We start from the raw sequence: 21,386 nt of genomic DNA on the forward strand, positions 1-21,386 counted from the left end.
GGCGCTTTACATTAGCTGTAACAACAGATTTAATTTTAAGAGGACACCAACATGGCGCAAACTGATTATTACAAAGCACTCGGGCTTGATAAGAAAGCCACTCCCGAGGAGATAAAAAAGGCCTTTCGTAAACTGGCAGTCAAATATCACCCCGACCGAAATCCTGGAGACAAATCTGCAGAAGACAAGTTCAAAGAGATTAATGAGGCCTATGCCGTTCTTTCGGATCCCAAAAAGAAAGAACAATATGACACCTTCGGCTCCAACGGGTTCCACCAGCAATACAGCCAGGAGGATATCTTCCGAGGTTTTGATTTCGGCGGAACCTTCAAGGATATGGGCATGGGCGGCAATGAAGACATCTTCTCACGTCTGTTCGGCGGTGCTTTCGGACGGGGTGGAGGGATGGGGGGAGGTTACCGGCAGGGTTTACAGAGGGGCAGCGACCTGGAAATGGAAACCGACATCAGCTTTCGGGATGCCATTAATGGTGCGGAAAAGATTATCGCCTTCCGGCGCAACGGCAAGCGCGAGGAACTCAAGGTCAAGGTACCGGCGGGAGTCGACAACGGCAGCAAGATCCGGATCAGCGGCAAGGGGGGACAAGGGGAGGGGGGCGGTCCTGCCGGCGACCTTTTCCTGATCATAAGAGTACTGCCTGACCCGGTCTTCACACGCGACGGCAGTGATCTTTTCGTGGAGCGACAGATCCCTTTCAGTGCCGCATGTCTCGGCACGTCCCTGGACATTCCGACACTGGAAGGTGACAAGCGCATCAAAATCGCTTCCGGAATTCAGCCCGGGACAAAAATCCGTCTAAAGGGATTCGGAGTCAAGCCGCTGGGCTCAAACGCCAAAGGCGATCTCTTTGTAAAAGTAACCGTGCATGTGCCGGAAACGCTTAACGGAGATCAGAAAAAACTAGTAGAAGAACTGGCTCGAAAGGGGCTGTAACCGGTAGTTGTCAGCACAAACAAAAAGGCCTCCGCGGATGTAATCTGCGGAGGCCTTTTCAATTTTTCAACTCTTGATTGATCAGTCTTTCAACCTCATCAACACAACGGCATGGGCTGAAATTCCCTCGCCGGTGCCGGTAAAACCGAGCCCTTCCTCGGTGGTGGCCTTGACATTGACCTGTCCGACCACCGCATTCAGCACCCGGGCAATGTTCTCTCGCATCTGCTGGATATGGGGCGCCATCTTTGGACGCTGGGCAATAATGGTCGCATCGACATTTCCAAGACAATAGCCCCGGCTGTCCGCCACCCCCATCACATGAGCCAGCAGCTTCATACTGTCAGCCCCCTTGAAGGCTGGATCGGTATCGGGGAAATGCTTGCCGATATCACCTTCACCAATGGCTCCCAGAATGGCATCGGCAATGGCATGCAACAACACATCGGCATCCGAATGCCCCAGAAGCCCTTTTTCCCAGGGAATTTCCACGCCCCCCATGATCAGCTTTCTCCCCTCCACCAGACGGTGGACGTCGTACCCGTGTCCTATGCGCATAGTTCCCTTCCTTTAGGTAAAATAAGATTGAATCCTTGAATACACACCACGCTCTTGTCCAGCGTTGGTGTCATAATATGCTGATAAACCGGCTCACACTTTGCGTCGATGTGTCTTCGGCATATGATCATGCCGGCGTCATCAACCGATCACAGATATGAGTTTTAAATTGTGTCACGGAAAGAATTGTCGTGGTGAGAAGTCGCTGTGCCTGACTGAAATCCCGGTCGCCGGTAATAAAGAAATCAGCGCCGCTATCAATGGCACAGGAAAGGAATTTGGCATCCTTCTGATCGCGGGGAAAGTCGATTGTCAAGCCAGTGTGACACGTTACGGTAAAACGCTCCAATAACTCAAACCATTGAGCAAGCATTTCTGGCGGCAACGCAAACTTGGGGCGGGAAAGCACCTCGCGATATTCGGCCATGATTTCGGGCGAAACGACCCATTCCATATCATCGTTGCCGGCAACGAACAAGATAACTGCCTCCGGGATTCGATTCCTTAAAATGGCTGATACCAGTACATTGGTACCGATGACGACCTTCATCGGCCTGCCCGATAGGCTTCGATCTCTTCGGCAATCATTTCGTCACTGATCGCCTGGACGTGCTGCAATGCTTGCGTGGTCTTAAACAATGCCCGCAACTCGTCAAGCCTTGTTGCCTTATCATTGTCCTCGGCAATCAGCACCACTTCAACACGCTGCCCTTTCCGAAACGGCAGATTAGTCAATTCCAGCCTGGCAGGATCGGTGATAGTTATGTATTGTTTGTGAGCGAGCATGACAGGCCCCCTTTATCCCTTTGTTGCCGCAATGTTACCACGTTATGAGCGCAGCTTATCTAAAAATTCTTACCGATTGCGACATGTACGCCCCTCCAGTACACAAAAGCCCCGATGCAGTCAGCATCGGGGCCTTTCAGAACTATTCATAGTCACTAAGATCGAAGACTACCCCTCTGCTTTCAAATCCCGCGCCATTAGTTCCGTGACTGCTTCCCGGGCCGGCTTATCCTCGTGAAGGATCTGAAAAGCCTTTTCCACAATCGGCATCTCAACCCCCAGGCTGCGGGAAAGTTGATAGACTGATTCAGCTGTTTTGACCCCTTCGGCCACCATATGCATCTCGGCAAGAATTTCCGCAAGACGCATCCCCTGACCCAGCTTGAAACCAACCGTGCGATTGCGAGACAGATCACCTGTGCAGGTCAGCACCAGGTCGCCCATGCCTGCCAGACCGGCAAATGTGCCTGGCTGGGCACCCATGGCCACTCCAAGACGATTCATTTCTGCAAGACCACGGGTTATCAGGGCGGCACGCGCATTATGACCGAAGCCGAGACCGTCGCAGATACCGGCAGCAATGGCGATGACATTCTTGACAGCTCCACCCAGTTCTACGCCAGTGACATCGTTATTGGTGTATGCCCTGAAGGTAGGATTACTGAAAGCGCTCTGCACCCGCTGGGCGCACTTTTCATTGCGGGAGGCAGCCACGATCAGCGACGGCAGACCGGCGGCCACTTCGCGGGCAAAGGTAGGACCGGAGAGGGCTACGTAGCGGTTGAGACTCTCTTCACCCAGCATTTCAGCGCAGATCCTGGAAACGGGGAGCAGAGTTTTCAGCTCAATTCCCTTTGATGCATTGACAATTACCGTATCATGACCAATCAGTTCAGCAGCTTGGGAGAGAACAGTACGCATGACCTGCACTGGTGTGACCAGCAGGATCATGGTGCGATCGGCAAGTGCTTCGGAAAGATTGCTGGTACATTGCAGCGCCGGATGCAGGTTAAACCCGGGAAGATAAAGCGTGTTGATCCGATTTGCTGCCATTTCCGCGGCAAGATCCTGCTCAAATATCCATAATGTTGTGTCGCGGCCATTGCGAGCCAGCACATCGGCCAATGCCGTGCCCCAGCTGCCCCCGCCAATTACGGCGATACGCTCACCATTACTCTTCATCAAAACTTTCCTCCATCCTCAAGTCATATCCTTCTGCCATGGCTTGACGGGCAGTTTCAATACTGTCCAGCATCAACCGCCGGATAAAAGGGTGACGCACTTCAGGCAGAAAGCCCCCTACGAGACTCAAAGCACAGGCGAGGGTATGCTGCACCTGTGTTTCATCACTCTTGACCTGTTGCATATAATCTGCAATCAGGAGCAGACGTTTGATTATCTCTGCCCGGCGCGGGATGATCAGTTCCTTGCAGAAACGTGCCAGCTCAACTTCAAGCTCCTGTTCGGGAATGATCCCATCCCTGTTTTTTTTCTCCAGCGCTTCAAGGCGATCTACAGCGTCATAAACGGCCGGCTCCGAAAGTAGCCATCCTTCAAGGCTGGTACAGTCCAGCAGTTCGTTACTTGTAGTCACATAACCCGGAATGCGTGCGACGATACCGTCCAGATGAGACATGCTGAAGCGCGGTACATACGGCTCCGGCCGCAGTGAGTCGGGGCTGAACAGGCGCATATCCACATAAAAATCCGGCGGCAGGTAGTAGCCCTTTTCACGACTGTGATAAAGTGCATCCTTAAGCACTGCCACAGCATAACTAGGCTCGACAGGTTCCAGCAGTTCCCCGGCAGCCACCTCCCGCAGCACCGCCGCAAACTCGCGCTCGTCCTTGATGCGGTAGCTGAGGGCATTGATAACCCCGTCCGACTCTCCCACCAGCAAGAGTAGAGCCGCCAGAGAAGAATCTTCAAGGCTCCAGGAAAAGAGGAGCGAACGCGCACCATAGATATCCAGAGGACCTGCCTGCACCTGATGAAAAGGAAGCGGCACCGGGAAAGTGTGAGGCAGTTCGTTTGGTTCACGAATCCCCATGAAAGAGAGCCGTCGAATACTGCGTCTGATCAGGTCAACAATCTCTCCCTCATGACGCTGTTCCGCCCTGGTAAGAACACCCAGGGAAAATCCGCTTTTTACTTTGCCCAAGGTTATGATTGCCTCGCGAACAACCTCGGGTTGCTCAAAAGAGAGCAGGATCTCCAGCAAGGCAACGGCATCAGGTGTGCCTTCTTCTGAGAGACAGTGAATCATCCGCTCCCGGATTTCATCAGCTGCATCCAGAAACATGTCCATGAACCGCACCAGGCCACGTTCGCCATCTTTGAGGCACTCCTTGATAAAAGCATCAATGGAGGCCGCCCCGTAACCGACCAGGCCTGCAAAAGGAGGAGCTGTGACATCAATACCATAATCCTGCAACGCATCCAGAAGCGCCATGCGTCCCTCCTCTTCCAGATCGGTCCTTCTAAGGGTGATCTGTACGAGTTGGTCGAGCCAGGAGGAATCGTCAAAGAAATCCAGCATGCAGGCGTAGCGGTATATGGCAGTACCGTTTTTCTCATGCCATAACTTACGCACAAGCGGGCTCAATGCCCGACGGCCAGATTTCTGCAAGCGCTTGCCGATCCGTTCCATCTGGTCAGTGGTCAAGTCTTCACGCTTGAGAAAATCCAGCAGGCGGATGATCCGTCGCCGCTCACGCAAGGTTTTGTCGATTTTAAAGGGTCTGGTCATATGGAAATCAGGGTGAGGTTAAGGTTAAGGTTAAGGTTGAAATTCTCCTAGTCCTTAAACCTGAACCTTAATCTACAATTTCATCCCCTTCTTCGTCTTCTTCCTTCTCCGCCAGACGTGCGACGGCCACAACTTTTTCCTTCTCTTCGGTGGTGATCAGGCGTACCCCCTGGGTGTTTCTTCCGATCACCGAGAAACCGGAGACCGGTACGCGCAGGATCTTGCCGTTGTCGGTAATCACCATCAGATCGTTATCATCGGCGACCTGCATGACATTGACAACACTGCCGTTGCGCTCGGTTGTCTTGATGGTGATGATACCTTTGCCCCCCCGGCTCTGGTCCCGATATTCATCGAGATCGGTCCGCTTACCGTAGCCGTTTTCACAAACAGTGAAGATAGTCGAGCCAACAGCGGCGTTATCAACAATCTCCATGCCGATCACTTCGTCTTTGGGCGAAAGCATCATACCCCGCACACCGCGAGTAACACGCCCCATGGGGCGTGCATCATCCTCGTTGAAACGGATCGCCTTGCCTTCACGGGAGGCCAAGAAAACGTCCTTGGACCCATCGGTCAGGGCCACGGAAATCAGCTTGTCTCCATCATCAAGTTTGACGGCAATAATGCCGCCACTACGCACATTGGAGTACTCGACCAGCGGCGTTTTCTTGACTACACCATTCCTGGTGGCCATGAAGAGATAGGTGTTTTCGGTGAATTCCTTAACCGGCAAAATGGTGGTGATTTTTTCGTCCATGGCCACATTGACCAGGTTGACCACAGCCTTGCCTTTAGTGGTGCGGCTTCCTTCGGGAATCTCGTATACTTTGAGCCAGTACATGCGACCGGCGTCGGTAAAGCAGAGCAGGTAATCCTTGGTCGAAGCAATGAAGAGCTGTTCGACAAAATCTTCATCCCGCGTCTTCATACCGGTTTTGCCCTTGCCCCCCCGTCTCTGAGAGCGATAAAGATCCACTGCGCTACGCTTGATATAGCCGGTGTGGGAGATTGTTACCACCATCTCCTCGTCCTCAATGGTGTCTTCCAGAGAAATGTCAGCGGTCTTGTCCACGATCTCCGAGCGGCGCTTGTCGCCAAATTTGTCACGGATTTCGGTCAACTCGGTGACAATGATCTTGAGGATCTCAGTATCTGAAGCCAGAATTTCACGCAAACGAGCGATGAATTTGAGCACTTCCTCATATTCAGCGATAATTTTATCCCGCTCCAGACCGGTCAAACGCTGCAAACGCATTTCAAGAATAGCCTGGGCCTGAATTTCCGACAGCTGCACTGCACCCTCATAACCTGCGGGCACCGGCAGCTGCAGTCGCTGAAGATAATCGGCATCGGCAAAGCGGCCTTCCATCAGCCCCTGCTTGGCCTCAGGCGGAGTCTTGGACTCCCGGATCAGCTCGATGACTGCATCGAGCCAGTCCAGGGCGATCTTGAGACCTTCCAGGATATGGGCACGTGCCAGGGCTTTTTTCAGCTCGAAGTTGGTTCGCCGTGTAACCACTTCGCAACGATGCTCGACGAAGCAGTCCATCATCTGGCGCAGGGACAATACCCTGGGACGATTATGCACAATAGCCAGCATGATGATACCGAAGGAGGTCTGCAGCTGGGTCTGCTTGTAGAGCTGATTAAGCAGAACCTCGGCGTTCTCGTCCCGCTTGACCTCGATTACGATCCGCATTCCTTCGCGGTCGGATTCATCACGGATTTCAGTGATACCCTCGACCTTCCTCTCTTTGACCAGCTCCGCAATTTTCTCGATCAGACGGGCCTTATTGACCTGGTAAGGGAGTTCGGTGATTATGATTGACTGACGCTCGGATTTCTTGGCCACTTCCACATGGGCCTTGGCCCTGATCTGAATGATGCCGCGACCGGTGGCATAGGCATCCCTGATTCCCTGACGACCGTAAATGGTTGCGCCTGTAGGAAAATCCGGGCCCGGAACTTTTTCCAGTAATTCCTCATAGGTGATATCCGGGTTGTTGATGACAGCGATGATACCGTCAATGACCTCGCCCAGGTTGTGGGGCGGGATGTTGGTGGCCATGCCGACTGCGATACCGGTGGAACCGTTAACCAGCAGGTTGGGGAACTTGGAGGGCAAAACGGTCGGTTCAAGAAACTCGTCATTGTAGTTGGGAGTCATGTTGACGGTTTCTTTATCCAGATCAGCCAGCAGTTCGTTGGAGAGCTGGCGCAGACGGATCTCGGTATAACGCATGGCAGCCGGAGAGTCGCCATCCACGGAGCCGAAGTTTCCCTGACCATCAACCAGCATGTAACGCAGCGAGAAGTCCTGGGCCATACGCACAATAGTGTCGTAGGCAGCGGTATCGCCGTGCGGATGGTATTTACCGATAACATCACCGACTACACGGGCCGATTTTTTGTACGGTTTGTTGTAGTCATTGCCCATGTCATACATGGCGTACAGGCAGCGTCTATGAACCGGCTTGAGACCATCGCGCACGTCCGGCAGAGCTCGGCCGATAATAACCGACATGGCGTAATCCATGTAGGAGCGTTTCATTTCGTCTTCAATGTTGACGGATATCTTGTTACTGGGGTTGGTAAGCATTGATCCCTCTTATATCAACTGATAATGATTGGATTGACTGGTGATGAGCTGTTGTCTCACGTCGACGGCTAGCACAACAACAACCAACAACAACATGTAGGACGCCTCGATTATGCTTTTTTCTTCTGACACATTTTCAATATCTTATGAGCACGTGTTCCCCCATTTAATGCATTAAAATGACCCGATTACTGCAAAATTCCTGCAGAATGGCCCTTATTAGTGCATTAATTCTACTGACTAAAAATTAGGAGGCCGACCTGGGATATCTCAGAAGGGAATTATCCTGGACAAATAGGAGCGGATATTATCATGAATTGTCAGCCAAGAGAATAGTTAATAATAACTGTCCCCCTCCCCCTGGGGGACCATCTAACTGGCTTGGAGGTTAAAATCAAAGTTACTGACGATCAAGGGGGAAAGATGTGGCTCAATAGGCCATTTCACACGACAGATTTTGTCGTGTGCCCATGCAATATTAGATCTTGCAGTAGTTCAAGAAGATCCACAATGACACGAACAGCAACCAAAACGGCAAGCATTCTTTCCACTCCGAATGATGAAAACTATAGTCTGAATTCCAACAATGAACGCACTCTTATACCCTAATCTTCTATTCGTTGTTGCCTACCGCACGATACCAATTAGACTGGAGCACCATCCCCATATCCCAAAAATATTCAACATAAGGATAAGGAGAGAAGATGATTGAAAAGGCTTATGACATAATTCCGGCCACAATTGACGTGCAGGCCAAACTAGTAATCCCGTCAAAGATTTTAAACACTTTAATAAATAGCAAGAGACCTAAGCAACTTATATTGACAAGATATATTATGCCGATGCAGGGATATGATTCTAAAGTCAGGTGTATTCGGTTATTTTTACCACATAAATATAGAAAATTTGAACATGACATCAAAGCATCGAGTAGCCTTACCGAAGAACAAATGGCTGCCATGACAAGGAGTATATTTCATTCAGCCACCAGGCACCATGTGAGCCACACCGGTGAGATTAAAATCCAATTACATTTAAGTGCTTATGCAAATCTCTCTGGTGACGTGTGGTTTATAAGGGATGAAAGGGGCATATACCTAGTGAGCCGCCCAGAACCTTCACTTATAACTGAATTGACATAATTTATCTTTGCGCGTCAAAATCTGTCGTGCATTTGTGCCATACTGGGTCAACAATAACTCTAGGAGGCCCAGAATGCCACGCACAGCAGCCGAAACGGCAAACATTCTTTCCAATTTGTATGATGAAAATTTTGCCAATGGATCTTTTGAACCCTTCCGTATCTCTTGGCCACAACTCCGCTCAATATCCGCAGTTACTCGACTTGACGACTATTTTTTGAAAAATATCGCAAGAGAACTTTCCGGCAATGAACGCACTCTTATACCCTTTGATGATTTTCTACTCGTTGTTGCGGAAGATGATTTATCTCACTACCGCAAGGTACCAGGTAGACTACTGGAACAGTACCTTCCTGATATCCAAAAAGCGTTCCTACAAAACGAGGACGTTCCTGCAGACGAAGTTGAAGACGAATAACCGATTTACTTTCGTTTATAGGAGACGATATGTGTGGTTATTGTGTGGAAAGATCCGCTCTTGATATCTTGAATAAAGATATTCGAGGAAATCTGAGTAAGGATGATCTCGGTTATAGCTTGGGTCGTTATTTCTACCTCCGGGAAACACCCAACTTTATTTCAGCCTTGGATAGACTGAGGCGATCTCTGGCACAAAAAAAACAGATATTGTTTCCTGAAGTCCCCCCAATAGTTGTGCTCTATCGAGGCTTGGAAGTCCTTCTTCAACAAGGCTTCGAATCTCCGCTATACCAGCAACTGCTCAAAAGGCCACTTTACAGAGATGCAATTGTTGCCGCCTGCTCCGATCAACAACGCAAGGCCTTTGATTTGGCAACAAATGGCCTTGCAATTAAACACCTAGGATTGCTGTATGATGCGGAAACATATTTTTGGGGAGAGCGGAGTACGCAACTGAGAGTTCTTGCTCAAGTGTTGCCATCGTGCAGAAATCTTATAAAGCATTACATCAGCTGGTGGCTTGAGGGAAAACTACAAAATAAAAATGACTTAAGCAAAGGCAGTGACGCTGAAGCGTACCATCGTTTTGACCTCCTAAGCCGAGCCCTTTATTTTAGCGTACTTATGGTTGGAAGTTGTTTAGGTGGGAAAAAGATGCTTTTAGCCATTGCACAAACATCCCCGGCAGAGACCCCTGCTATTGAAGGCAAAGACCTCTGGTTGCAACGCGTCGCCGCCCTTAAACTATATGACTTGGAAGGATTCAATTCATATTGCAAGCATGTCACAAATCTTCGCGCTACCCACTATTATTACATAAACCAGATGCGCAGTTTTTCTATGGAGCAGAAGCAGTTTTTGCAGGATGAGGTTAGACGCCTTCCTGACGCCGACAGTACGGATGATTTCATCCGTATGTCGAGTTGGCTACGAGAGGAGTTGGATGGTGAAGAAAAATAGAAGACGCTGTAGATTGAAGCGTAAATGCCATAGTAACTTTTTTCTAGAATCTGATATTGCATACACAGCTAGCATTTAGGATTAGTGGCACGCTCTACAATGGTAAAGCACCATATAAACGGAAGCGACATAGCATATTGAACTTTTATGAAACTATATAATGCTGCTAGCTCCTCCAGCGAAAGATTGTGCGCCTTGAGATCGATCAGCTGATGATCGTCGCATTTTCCAGTCAACTCCCTAATCAGAGAATCAAGTTGTTCACGAAATATCAAAATGCGATATGTGCTCGGCTGGCACCATACCTCCAAATTCAAGAGGTTGTGATCGAACATTATTGACGGGAAACCCGCTCTTCTTCGGCAATATTCGTCTACGATATCGTGCACGGATTGGCATCTTGTCCCCGCCCAGATCACCAATGTTGCTTCCGTATGGGTGGATGGGCGGATCTTCTGGAAGGCATACTCCAGGTTTTCTTGCTGAACATCATCGCGAGTGCAGCCATGCATTCGGTCCTGTTCACTAAGCGCTCTTTCTGCTCTGATCAGAAAGGTATGATCTTTATATAAAGACACCATTCATTTACACTTTTTTGGAGGAGCAGCCTTCTTCACTATCACCTCCAACAACTTAACCATCGCCAACGTATCTTGTTTGCAATATTCCAGCAGGTTCTTCCGCACTTGTGCCAACTCTCTCGGTTTATCATAGAGATAACACATCTGATGGTAGGCCTCCATTGCTGCCAAACCATTTCCGATTTTCAATTCATCATAGGACATTCCATTCACAAAAGCCGGCAGGACCGCCTTGATTGAATGTGAGCCTTTTTGCTTCCATGAGTAGAGATGGCGAGCCTGGAAAGGATCGATAAGATCCTTCATATTGTCGATGATTGAGTGAAGCCGTTTTTTCTTTTTAGGGAAATGATCGGCTAGCTCTTTGAGTCGGTTTGATTCAAATGATTTCCAATATGCCAGAACACAAGCCCCATCAGGGATGTCTTCAAGAAGTCTCTGAACAATTCCCTTCCTGGGGTCAAGGTTGGGCTGGGCCAGATATTCGGAATGGTATAGCTTACCACCAGCTCGTTTCTGCCAGTGTAGTGAATACTGAAACGGTACATCCTGGAAGGGGCGCAGACCGTCATACTTGGGAATTGATGCCTCAAAGGTCTCGAAATCCAGGAAATACAGCGGATAACTGAGACTATCTAGAAATTCCCTCAGTTTTTTTTTGTTCACGATCGTTTTCTTGCACAGTGCGGCCTGAGACTGCTGGAGTTGCTTCCCTTTGAGCAAATCCTGAGGTATGTCTTTCAGCTTTTCAATCCCTTGTCGGTAGAGATCAAATGCATCAACTCCCTTTCCTGCCAAGTCGAATACCGAGTCTTCTGGAATTTTATTCCAACAATGGCCGTCGAAATCGCAGTTGTAAGGTTTGCTGCACCAGGGGCCGATAGAAATGTCAGGCTCCTTTCCTTTCAACATCCGTTTCTGTCGGGCAATCTCTTTCTTAACATCCGCCTGTCGTTCCAGCACCTCGACCGTCACATTCTGCCGAGTAAAAAGTTCGTTGTGATCGAGGGCGCCATTGCGGCAATAGCTGGTGTTAAGATGAACAACATAGGCTTTGGTGAGGGTTAGCCCAGAACCGTTAATAACGTAGTACTGCACTGCTGCATCATCAAGATAATGATCCTTTAGCTTGCTGCTCCCCTTCACCTCATACATTTCCCAGCCGCCTCGTACTTTGCGCAAGATGTCGGCTTTGACAAAGATACCGTTGTGCGTAAATGCCGCTTCGTAGATGACCTTTGCTGTGGCTAGTGCAGCTTGGGTTTGCTGAACCTGTTGATCGTAGGAGAATCCCCCGAAAGGAATTAATACTCCTTTAGGGAAAATATCTCGTGCAAGTTCTCCAACCTCATGTCCCTGAGTAAACGCCTGTTCCGCCGCCTCTGATACCTCAAGCAGCTCCGGCTTGTAAGTGTAAAGCCAAAGTGATTTGTGACACTGACGCCCCTTCATGTAACGGGACTTGCTAAGTTGGTAGAGTTGTTTGGGCATAGCGCCTTCCTTCACGACATTGAATCTTGCATATTCAATTATGTTGTGTATCCTACCCCACAAGGGCGACAATTTATGTCGCGTTATTTCTGTATAGGAATATGAAAATGAGCGCTATCTACCGGCAATGGTTAATTCTCAAGATGTTTCCTCAGCGGGGCAAACTTTCGACTACCGTGATTCATGAACGCCTCAAGAATGAATTTGGTATCGATACATCTCTTCGCACCATTCAACGGGACCTCGTTTCTCTAGAGTTGAACGAGTTTCCATTGGACTGTGACAACGAAAACCCAGCTGGCTGGAGTTGGCGAAAAGATGCACCGGCTTTTGGCATTTCAAACATGGACCCAGTTGCTGCTTTGACCTTTAAACTTGCCGAGAAATATTTAGAGCGAATGTTTCCACGGGGAGCCATAGGTGCACTTGAACCCTACTTCAGGGCAGCAAACGAACGGATAAAGATGATATCTGAGTCCAGCTTTTCGCGTTGGCCAGACAAAATAAGAACAGTCACACGAAGCATGCCCATGATCTCTCCGCATATTGCTGAGGATCTTCTGGAAAAGGTCTATACGGCGGTTTTGGAGGAGCAGAGGTTCACCACAAGTTATCGCACCGCCGAAGGAAGTATTAAAGAGTATGATGTGAATCCATTAGGTATGGCCTTTGTAGAGGGTGTGACTTATCTAATTGCGACCCTAAACAAGCATAAAGATCCAATATTATTGCTCCTGCATCGTTTTTTGGAAGTTAAGCCGACAAATATCCCGATAACGATTCCAGAAGGATTTAATCTTGATGAATACATCAAGGAATTAAGTTTTCCTGTGGGGGATAACATCAAGTTGAAAGCATTTTTCTTCAAGAAAGACGATGTTGAACGACTTCGGGAATCGCCAATTGCAACCGACCAAAGATTAACTGAAAAAAAAGATGGTTGGCTGTTACAAGCAAATGTCAGCGACTCTTACCAGTTACGCTGGTGGCTACGTGGGTATGGTGAGAGGGTTGAGGTGATTGCGCCAAAGAGCCTGCGAGCCGAATTCATCCACATGACTCAAGGCTTAAGCAACCTCTATTGTAAATCTCCCTGTAAACGTTCCTGAAATCTCATGTAGTTATGTAGGAGATGATTTCATCAAGATTCTTGCACTGTTTAGAGGCAATCTATTTACCAACTACGCGCTTACATTAGGAGCTGGTATTTCGGTTGCTTCATTTATTATTAACATTTCATTTAATACATTTTGTAATGACTTTCCGTCTAAAGTTTCGAAGCTCCGTTTTTTTACAATGATAACGATGCCAAGGTTAGAGAACATTTTAATTTGGTCAGGCCCAAAATTACAACTCGCAGGAAGTACTAAGAATAAACTACAACTATCTGTACCATGTCTGTGTTTATAATAAATCAATTGGCCAATAGCCGAATATATCTGGCTACTAAATGAAGTTGATGTCTTAACTTCAAAGATAGCTACAGCTTTTCCATTTTTTATAATAGCCCCGTCTACATGACTATTTTGTTTAGTAGCAAAGTTGTTATTCTTTTCTTTATTCCATCTTTTTAACCACTTATTTAAACTATTACACAGAGGACCATGAAGGTATTCGTAAGCATAACCGTCAGATGTCCGGCCACCTTTTGATTTTTTACCCTCAAATTCTTCCCAGTTTGACCACTTGGAGGTCTCCGCCTCATTTTGTTTAATTGAGGTTTTTAATTTAGCTTGCTCTTTAAGTTCGATTACTGCTTCTACAAACAAAAACATTTCCTCAATTATAGAAGGAGAAGACACGGCTCCTACAGGAATGACGTAGCTTTCTTTTTCACCATCCATCGTAGGCACTGTCCATTTTTCAAAATGATTTAAAGTTTTTTGTTTTGGTATTTTGCCTCGAAAAGAGTTGAAATTACCTCTGTGACATAACCATATATCTTTCCTGTGTTTAACTAATGCTCCTCCAGTTCTTCTATCAAGATCCAAAGGAATGTTTATTTCAACATCAGGAGACAATGCTCGTCCTTCCCGTTCGATACAAAATAGGTGTGGCACTCGATTGTTCCATCCACTTGGCAGGCCAACACAAAGCACACCTTCCTTTCTCTCTATTCGTAAAGTGGGGATTGATTCATTTTTACCACTGGGGAAGGTCCATATTCTTTGTTTTTTCTTTAAATTTTTTGAGATAGCTGCTCTAAATTGCGTTATTCCCTTTTTGATTTCTGCTTTTGTTATAACTATCTCTCTCACGAAAAATCCTTTCAGATCTTCAAAGTTATTTCTTAGTAAGCACCGGGAGTAGCAGCATAAACAATGCCATATTCTTCGGCTGGTAAGTGTACTTTATAACTGCCCGATTAAACGGTAAAATATGTCTAAATTACATGACTATGTGACGGGTAGGTAGATTACTCTCAACATTACCTTACAAATTGGCTGTAAAAAGACGGCATGCCCAGGCTTATAGCGGTATTCTAAGGTGAGTTTTCCATAGATTCAGTAGTAACTTTGACAACAGCGATAAAGCAGTCTCCGATAACCCCAATGACTGTCACAGTATATTAGAGGTATCCATAGTTTTTGCTTGCTGCCAGTTAAAATTCAGAGGGGAAAGAAATGACATCTGCCGACAACGAACGCACTAGGGTGAGTCGAGAGGAATTGTATAAACAGGTCTGGGCAGAACCAATGACCACCGTTGCTCTAAGGTACAACGTTTCCTCCAGCTTTTTAGCTCGGATTTGCACTCAGCTGAAAGTGCCTCGCCCCCAACGTGGGTATTGGGCCAAACTCGCTGCAGGGAAGAAATCTAAACAACCGGCTCTTCCAGAAGCTTCTCCTGGCGATGAGATTGAATGGGCTAGATATGGCGAGGCCCGAAGAGTCCCACCTTTGTCGCCGAAACCACCAGAAGGGAAGAAGCGTAGACATCTTACACGCCTTGAGTTACCAGAGCACCATCCATTGTTGGAAGGCGTACGAGAGAAGATGAATGAAGGACGTGAGACCTACAGTGGATATCTAAGACCTCAAAAACGACTTATAGCAGATATAATCGCCTCCAAAGACTCAGCTGACCGTGCGATCGAAGTTGCAAACCAACTCTACTTATTGTGCGAGGCACATAATCACCGAGTGATTTTTTCACCAAACGACCAGCGTTATTATCGCTGCTCTGTTGATGAACGCGAAAAACCATCTGGTAACCATTACCCGGACCTTTGGTCGCCCTCCAGACCTACCGTTGTCTTCATAGGCACGGTAGCTTTCGGACTAACTATTTTTGAAACCAGTGAAAATGTTGAAGTGATGCATGTGAATGACAAGTATATACGCGTCGCTGACATTACACCGGAGATGCGGAAAAAGTTTTCACGCATCCATACATGGACGACCACCAAGGAAATCCCAAGTGGAAGGTTTTGCCTGCAGGTGTACTCACCTTATCCACTGGTTCAGTGGGTGCGGCAATGGCGGGAAAAAATCCCAGGTGAATTCCCTTCCAAATTTAAGCGAATTATAAAAGAACTCGAGGATGAGACTGCTACGATTGTAAAACTCTATGAGGAAGGGAAACGTAAGGATGAAATTGAGAGAAAGAGACAGGAGGAACAGTACCGTGAGTGGCAAGCTCAGGAAGCTGTCCGCCAGCAGATAAAAGCAAAGGAAGATAGTAGGGAGGAACTGTTCAAGGTTATTGAGTCCTGGGCTGAGGTAAAAAGAATTGAAGAATTTTTCAAAGAAGCAGAATGTCGCATAGCCGATGTCGCCGAACCTGAAAACGGAATTCTTATGAAGCGTCTTGAGCTTGCACGACAGTTGATCGGTAGCATGGACGCCTTACAACAATTAGCCACATGGAAAACTCCTGAGGAACGTTTAATCAGACGGGCGGGCTTATTTAATGTCTTCAATTCCGGGAGCTAATGGATCTATATTTTCCTGCTCAAGCACTTTAGGAGGAACCGTTGAAAGAATGGCAAGAGCCAAACCTTCAGTACAGGGATGTTTACTTGCTATATTACTTACCTCATCTCTTCGAATCGTAGTTTTTGTTGTCCCATGCCTTTTCAAAAGATCCGAGTCCATGAGGTGAGGTCTCAGAAGCCGCTGCAGATGTTCCTGTATGTAGGCAAATATTTTTAGTCCACCCTCGTCGATATCTCCCCAATGGTAAAAAGGAATCTGTTCCGGTAACTGAGAATCAAGAAGTCGTAGAAAATCTGCCACACCTGGTGCCGGGAACCCGGCAGTATAAATAACCAGTCCTTCGTCTTGGACCTCCGCTGCATATCTATTGAAGCTAGCCAAATTTTCTATGGTGAGTACAAAGTCTGGAATCTTGGTTATCGCGAGTCCCCTGATGGATTGTGGGGGCAAACCCACAAAAGGAAGAATACCGGAGCAGTCCACATTTCTTCCCGCAAGCTCTAGAATAACATCACCCCGCAGCAATAAAGGGAGGGGAAACTTGACCAGCCCGAGGGTATTCAAAAGCTCGTCTGTTGCTAAATCCGATGGATGATATCTCTTCCAAACTGCTCCGAAACGACTGAGAATTCCCTCCATAGCTTTTGAATTGCCAAACTCCCGCGTACTGAAAGTCCGAAGGTCGAGATTCCGATGCCTTCCTGCAGCCACCGCCTCCAGTGCCTGCACAAGCAATAAGGCAGCACCCATATCCCCTGGGAGCATGCCCGCCGCAGGCCTGTTGCAGCGCCAGCGATCCAAAATATATTCGACAAATTCACGAATCCAAGACTCATCGCCGCTTAACATGGCTTCAAGTGACTCGCGAGCCTGGTCTGCCTTTGTTGCTGCCAAAGAGACGCCAAGGTGCTGGCCAAGACGCGGGCCATCCAGCAATGTGATCCGCTTTAGGATATGAGAATCATAACCCTTTCCCCACTCCAGCTTTACAGTCCGCGCCGCTTCGGCTTCCTGGAGCCCGGCATGTAGTGCCTCCTTTAATTCCGGTAATACCGCTTGGAAGTACTGGGGAGCTCTCTGCTGAGTGATAGGTAACCGAGTAGCACGTTCCCGATCAGGGGACCGCTGCCAGGAGTTCAGAAGCTTGCAAAGAAGGTGCTTGCAACTCTGGTTCATAGATATATTTCCCCGCTCCGGTGGATAAACGATAAGGATTATCTGCACGCAACATCGACCGCATAGCTGGCTTTATTTGCACTACTTCAACACTAACAACCCCACCTTCCCTGGTCACCCATATAATCGTATCCATTACTTCTGCCATTGTGGCATATTTCTCATCCGGTGCGGCTACAACGAGCTGCAGTTGGATGTTTTGCAAAAATTCAATACAGCTGTGACAGGTAGCGACACTAAGCTTCGAAAATGCTTCATCAAAAAGAGATAAACTTATGCCGCCACGATGCTTCCCATATTCCTCCTTCAGCCGATACGCTGCGGCAAGGGAGGCGCCAATTGCTACATAGAAGGGAGTTTGGTTCTCACCGCCGGAGCCTTTCTGAATTCGGTGACCAAGGTTTGCGGTGCGGTTCCCCTCTAAGTCTCTCATCTCCACGTCAAAGACCAGAAAATTACGGTAGTCCTGTAGTAGTTCAGCTGCCTTGGGATCTTGAAGGGCGGCTGTGATGTCATCTAATGCCTTCCGGTGAGGATTGTCAGGATCATTGGTCGCCGGATCAAATAAACCTCCCACTTCCTGGGCCGCCTGGCTATTGCAGGCTTTAGCAAAGTCTATGATGTGCTTGAACTCTGGATTCGATGCATGTTTGAAGGTGTAAAGCTCTCCATGGAAAGGATGTTTCGCCAATGTCATGTTGAGCTGAGAAATTTTACTACGGACAGCGTCGAGTTTACCGACCAGGCGACCGACGAACTTGGCCCTGAATGTATCCTCTACTTCTCGCAGTGCTCTTGCAGATTTTTCTCGGTATTCGGCAAGAGTCGTCTCAACCAAATACCGCCTCTTTTTCCTGATGATCGCCGCATACTCCTCGAACACCTCAGGTGGCCGCGAATCGTCACCTTCTTCAGTTGCGTAAAGAAGGTAATATTCTGCATATTCCTTCACTATAAATTTTATGTTGCGCTCTATCGCTGATTTGGCGGAAGCAGCCAGTTCCTTGGCCTTGTCGCTGACCACCTTCAGGTCCCCCTGGGTCTGTTCCCTCCAGCGATCAAGAAGTTCGGCTGCAGCTGGCTGATCGAGCAGTTGATTGGCACGAGTTTCCATCAAAAGAGCTTGATAGTTAGCTCGCTGTTGTTCCAAGGCAGCTAAAAGATTTTCGTTCTGCACGTAGTCTCTCTGCCTGCTTACGCTCTTCTGATAGCCTCCCGATCTCGCCCTTCAGGCTAGCTTCTTCTTTATCTAATCGTTCTATTTCTTTGGTCAGGTTCTTCTCCCGTGTGTCCAGAGCCAGTTCGGCAAGCCGCGCCTCAAGCACCTTTAGGGTTTGTTGTGCGCTCGTTCGCCTAGAAACCACCGCTTCTGTGGAAAAAGAATTTTCGGTATAGTCACGTTTGTATTCTTCCAGCACAACTTTCAATGAGTCCAATTGCTGCTGATCACGCTCAAGCGCCTCTTTCTTGCCACCAATCTCCCGCAGCTTCTTCTGATAGGTTTCTTTCAATAGTTCCCGGGAAGCGCGGCCCAGAATTGGTGACAGAGTCTTTGTCTCGGAAACCAAGCCGCCGGTGCTAATCATTCCATCGGCCGTCGCAGCACGGTCATGAGACAGAAGATCCTTTTCTGTCTCGACACAGATGAAGTTCCCCAGCTGCCGATTTATAAAGGCCTGAGCATGGAGATTGTCAGTCGTCAAATGTTCTGCAACAGATCCTTTTTTGCGGGCGTCCTTATATTGATCGGTCTTCGTCGTATTAATAATGCTGCACCCAGGGAAATCCCGTCTGCCTTCATGCCGGTACAAATTCACTGCCTTCTTGACTTGCTCCGGGATCACGACCAGCGCCTCGCGCTTATGCCCCAGAATACTCTCGATTGTGTTCCGCCAGGTCTCATTGGTTAAATCGACAAGATCACAAAGCGGTTTTGCCTCAATGCCGCGCTCCTTTAGAAACTGGATCAAGCCCAGGGTACTACTGGTCAACGGTGCTTTTCCATGTTGCACCTGCTTCAAGGAGCCCGTGAGGTCTCTTTCGACCTTAATTACGCTGGCAATGTCGCCACAGAGACCATTATATCTACTGCTTAGTAGGGGTAGTGCCTTTTCCAGGGATATCCGCATGTTGGCAAGAGCACCATCAAGTTCAACAGGTTTCTCCGGCCACATGGCTGTGCTCACCATATCCTCAGACGGAAGCACCCGGGCCACATCGGCAATTGCCGCGGATAGAGCCTCTGTTGAAGGAATCATCTTCAGCTTTTCGAGTCGCTGCAGCAGGCGTCGCAACCCACTGATCTTAGCGCCTGCCTCACTTTCGATCGTCTTGTTCTGATTTATATCCAGTTGCAGGCTTCTACGCTGATTTTCAAGATCACTATTCTTCAGTTCCGAGCGTCTTTCGCCGAGTATGCCGAGCAGCTCGTCCCTTTTCTTTTCTAAACCCCCGACACGTAAGCCAAGTTCCTCCTTTTTCTCCTCTAGGTCGGCCATCGCTTCCCTAACAGGATCGGCACCCTCCTCAACTAATTCGATATGTGCGCAAAGGTCGATATACTCCCCCATGACCTGTTCGACATTACCAGCCTCGACTTTTTCGCAAAATCCTTCAAGGCGGCCGAGGGCGTTGACCCTCCTGCTGACGGAATCAGCTTTTTCGGCCATATCTCGGTAGTTTTTTAAAGCGCTTTGCAGTTCCTTGATCTGTAGGTCATCCCGATCCAGCATGTACTTCCGGATGAATTGGGTCGGGTTCTCTATCTTATCGAGAGACACCGCTGCCTGAACTGCCTTCAATACTTTCTTGTCGTCGTTCGGCGCTCCTGCATGTTCGCTCAATGTGGTATAAAGGTCAGCAGTAAACTTTCCTGGCTCGTGATGAAAGCGGGTGGCCGGACAGGCTTTGGCCAGCCTCTCCTTAACACGGGCCCAGGGCAGAACGATTGGACGAGTGCCTTCCCCTGGGTCAAGGAAGAGGTCTTTCTTGCCGACAAGCCCGGGGCAGATGAAATACCCTTCCACCTTTTCAGCCATATCAGCCATGGATGCATAAAGTCCCAAACCGACGCAGGTGGTTTCATTGGTTTCGTAATCATAGAAATTTAGTGCCAGAAAACAGTTAGCTTTGTCGCGGGGCTTGATTTTTGCCGACAGCTCAGGATCCTTTGGATCAGAGAGAAGTCCAAGCACATACTCCCAGACTTTACGTGAAGATGTCTCGTTGCTGCCCCGGTTAAGAACAAGGTACCTCTTGTTGGCACCAGTCATCACCGTCTGAATGGCGTCAAGAAGTGCAGATTTACCTGCCCCGTTGTCGCCTATGATTGCGGTGTTACCGACGATTGGTATCTCAACGGCCTGCAATCTGAACCATTGGATCATTATCGCCTTACTCAGTGTCTTCATTGGCCCTCCCAGTCCCTTCGACTTCGTCCGTATCAACATCACCGATGAGAGCAAATTCCTCTAGAGCCTGTAGATAGGAATGCGTCACGACATCACGGATAGATGGTCTAATCCGAAATCGGATAAGTTTGTCCTCGTCCTCATCTTTTTCCAGAAGTCCTTGGCGGGAGAATGTGTTTAAAATTGCCCGCAGCCGGACCAGTCCCGGCCGCTTTCGCTTGGTGTGCGACTCATAGATATCGAGAAGAACTTCACTGTCAGTGAATGCCTGTGAATTTTCCCCGATCCTGCATTCCTGGACGTACCGCTCATAATTCAGTCGCAGCGCAAGCAGGAAAAGAGAATGTTCGGAATCAAGCCCCACCAAAAGGGACAGTTCCCGAGGGACCACACCAACATACCCTGCAGTGCGGTCACAAATAAGATCAAGTCCTAGGGCGTCAAATAGATTACGGAAGTAGTCCTCATGATCAAGCAAATGATGATATGAACGCTGATCGCGCCTGTTATCGCAGAACAGAAACTGTCTCTCCATAGCAATGGCAGCTGCTCTGCGCAGCTCATCAATGATAATGGTCTCATCCTTATCGTATATTCGCTTGAGTTCGTGGAGCATTCT

The 21,386-nt window shown here is 48.3% G+C and carries 18 protein-coding genes; 6 read left to right on the forward strand and 12 right to left on the reverse strand.

Going from position 1 to position 21,386, the window contains the following annotated elements; translation table 11 throughout:
• Window positions 1-51: 51 nt before the first annotated feature.
• Window positions 52-954 (forward strand): DnaJ C-terminal domain-containing protein, encoded by a 903-nt coding sequence (locus tag KJB30_RS02595; RefSeq protein ID WP_214296377.1) that lies wholly within the window; start codon window positions 52-54, stop codon window positions 952-954.
• Between the two features lie 81 nt (window positions 955-1,035).
• Here the strand turns inward: KJB30_RS02595 and ispF are convergent, their stop codons facing one another.
• The 6 genes from ispF to gyrA form a co-directional block, all read right to left on the reverse strand.
• Complete coding sequence (gene ispF, locus KJB30_RS02600) at window positions 1,036-1,512, reverse strand: 2-C-methyl-D-erythritol 2,4-cyclodiphosphate synthase (protein WP_214296378.1); 477 nt, start codon at window positions 1,510-1,512, stop codon at window positions 1,036-1,038.
• Between the two features lie 127 nt (window positions 1,513-1,639).
• Entirely contained in the window at window positions 1,640-2,062 is a 423-nt protein-coding gene (locus tag KJB30_RS02605; protein WP_214296379.1) for a putative toxin-antitoxin system toxin component, PIN family, read from the reverse strand.
• Window positions 2,059-2,298: a hypothetical protein gene (locus KJB30_RS02610; protein ID WP_214296380.1), complete on the reverse strand. Its 240-nt coding sequence runs from the start codon at window positions 2,296-2,298 to the stop codon at window positions 2,059-2,061. Before KJB30_RS02610 ends, KJB30_RS02605 begins: the two co-directional genes overlap by 4 nt.
• 168 nt (window positions 2,299-2,466) lie before the next feature.
• Entirely contained in the window at window positions 2,467-3,480 is a 1,014-nt protein-coding gene (locus KJB30_RS02615) for an NAD(P)H-dependent glycerol-3-phosphate dehydrogenase (protein WP_214296381.1), read from the reverse strand.
• Complete coding sequence (locus tag KJB30_RS02620) at window positions 3,470-5,047, reverse strand: HEAT repeat domain-containing protein (protein WP_214296382.1); 1,578 nt, start codon at window positions 5,045-5,047, stop codon at window positions 3,470-3,472. Before KJB30_RS02620 ends, KJB30_RS02615 begins: the two co-directional genes overlap by 11 nt.
• Window positions 5,048-5,114: 67 nt before the next feature.
• Window positions 5,115-7,649, reverse strand: coding sequence for a DNA gyrase subunit A (gene gyrA, locus KJB30_RS02625; RefSeq protein WP_214296383.1), 2,535 nt, complete (start codon window positions 7,647-7,649; stop codon window positions 5,115-5,117).
• A gap of 704 nt (window positions 7,650-8,353) precedes the next feature.
• Here gyrA and KJB30_RS02630 point away from each other — a divergent pair.
• From KJB30_RS02630 to KJB30_RS02640, 3 genes are all read left to right on the forward strand, one after another.
• Window positions 8,354-8,791, forward strand: coding sequence for a hypothetical protein (locus KJB30_RS02630; protein ID WP_214296384.1), 438 nt, complete (start codon window positions 8,354-8,356; stop codon window positions 8,789-8,791).
• A gap of 73 nt (window positions 8,792-8,864) precedes the next feature.
• Window positions 8,865-9,209 (forward strand): hypothetical protein, encoded by a 345-nt coding sequence (locus KJB30_RS02635; RefSeq protein ID WP_214296385.1) that lies wholly within the window; start codon window positions 8,865-8,867, stop codon window positions 9,207-9,209.
• A gap of 29 nt (window positions 9,210-9,238) precedes the next feature.
• Entirely contained in the window at window positions 9,239-10,171 is a 933-nt protein-coding gene (locus KJB30_RS02640; RefSeq protein WP_214296386.1) for a helix-turn-helix domain-containing protein, read from the forward strand.
• Between the two features lie 581 nt (window positions 10,172-10,752).
• Here the strand turns inward: KJB30_RS02640 and KJB30_RS02645 are convergent.
• Window positions 10,753-12,243 carry a DUF2779 domain-containing protein gene (locus tag KJB30_RS02645; protein ID WP_246545443.1) on the reverse strand — a complete coding sequence of 497 codons (1,491 nt, stop codon included), beginning with the start codon at window positions 12,241-12,243 and terminating at the stop codon, window positions 10,753-10,755.
• Window positions 12,244-12,350: 107 nt separating this feature from the next.
• On the opposite strand from KJB30_RS02645, the gene KJB30_RS02650 reads away from it, so the two are divergent.
• On the forward strand, window positions 12,351-13,352 hold the full coding sequence (locus KJB30_RS02650; protein ID WP_214296388.1) for a helix-turn-helix transcriptional regulator: 1,002 nt from the start codon (window positions 12,351-12,353) through the stop codon (window positions 13,350-13,352).
• Between the two features lie 72 nt (window positions 13,353-13,424).
• Here the strand turns inward: KJB30_RS02650 and KJB30_RS02655 are convergent, their stop codons facing one another.
• Window positions 13,425-14,501, reverse strand: a complete 1,077-nt coding sequence (locus tag KJB30_RS02655) for a hypothetical protein (RefSeq protein ID WP_214296389.1) — start codon at window positions 14,499-14,501, stop codon at window positions 13,425-13,427.
• Window positions 14,502-14,867: 366 nt separating this feature from the next.
• On the opposite strand from KJB30_RS02655, the gene KJB30_RS02660 reads away from it, so the two are divergent.
• Window positions 14,868-16,178, forward strand: a complete 1,311-nt coding sequence (locus KJB30_RS02660; protein WP_214296390.1) for a hypothetical protein — start codon at window positions 14,868-14,870, stop codon at window positions 16,176-16,178.
• Here the strand turns inward: KJB30_RS02660 and KJB30_RS02665 are convergent.
• Genes KJB30_RS02665 through KJB30_RS02675 form a run of 4 tightly spaced genes read right to left on the reverse strand, consistent with a single transcriptional unit; the run spans window position 16,149 to window position 21,383 of the window.
• Window positions 16,149-17,357 (reverse strand): Wadjet anti-phage system protein JetD domain-containing protein, encoded by a 1,209-nt coding sequence (locus KJB30_RS02665; RefSeq protein WP_214296391.1) that lies wholly within the window; start codon window positions 17,355-17,357, stop codon window positions 16,149-16,151. The two genes, KJB30_RS02660 and KJB30_RS02665, sit on opposite strands and share 30 nt — an antisense overlap.
• A complete protein-coding gene (locus tag KJB30_RS18350) occupies window positions 17,296-18,534 on the reverse strand; it encodes an SbcC/MukB-like Walker B domain-containing protein (protein ID WP_367618913.1) in 1,239 nt (412 codons plus the stop codon). The genes KJB30_RS02665 and KJB30_RS18350 overlap by 62 nt, the downstream gene beginning before the upstream one ends.
• Window positions 18,488-20,767, reverse strand: a complete 2,280-nt coding sequence (locus KJB30_RS02670) for an ATP-binding protein (RefSeq protein WP_246545444.1) — start codon at window positions 20,765-20,767, stop codon at window positions 18,488-18,490. Before KJB30_RS02670 ends, KJB30_RS18350 begins: the two co-directional genes overlap by 47 nt.
• Entirely contained in the window at window positions 20,751-21,383 is a 633-nt protein-coding gene (locus KJB30_RS02675) for a DUF4194 domain-containing protein (RefSeq protein ID WP_214296392.1), read from the reverse strand. The genes KJB30_RS02670 and KJB30_RS02675 overlap by 17 nt, the downstream gene beginning before the upstream one ends.
• Window positions 21,384-21,386 lie beyond the last annotated feature (3 nt).

Origin of the sequence: Pelotalea chapellei, from assembly GCF_018531195.1 — a bacterium.
Classification (GTDB): domain Bacteria; phylum Desulfobacterota; class Desulfuromonadia; order Geobacterales; family Pseudopelobacteraceae; genus Pelotalea; species Pelotalea chapellei.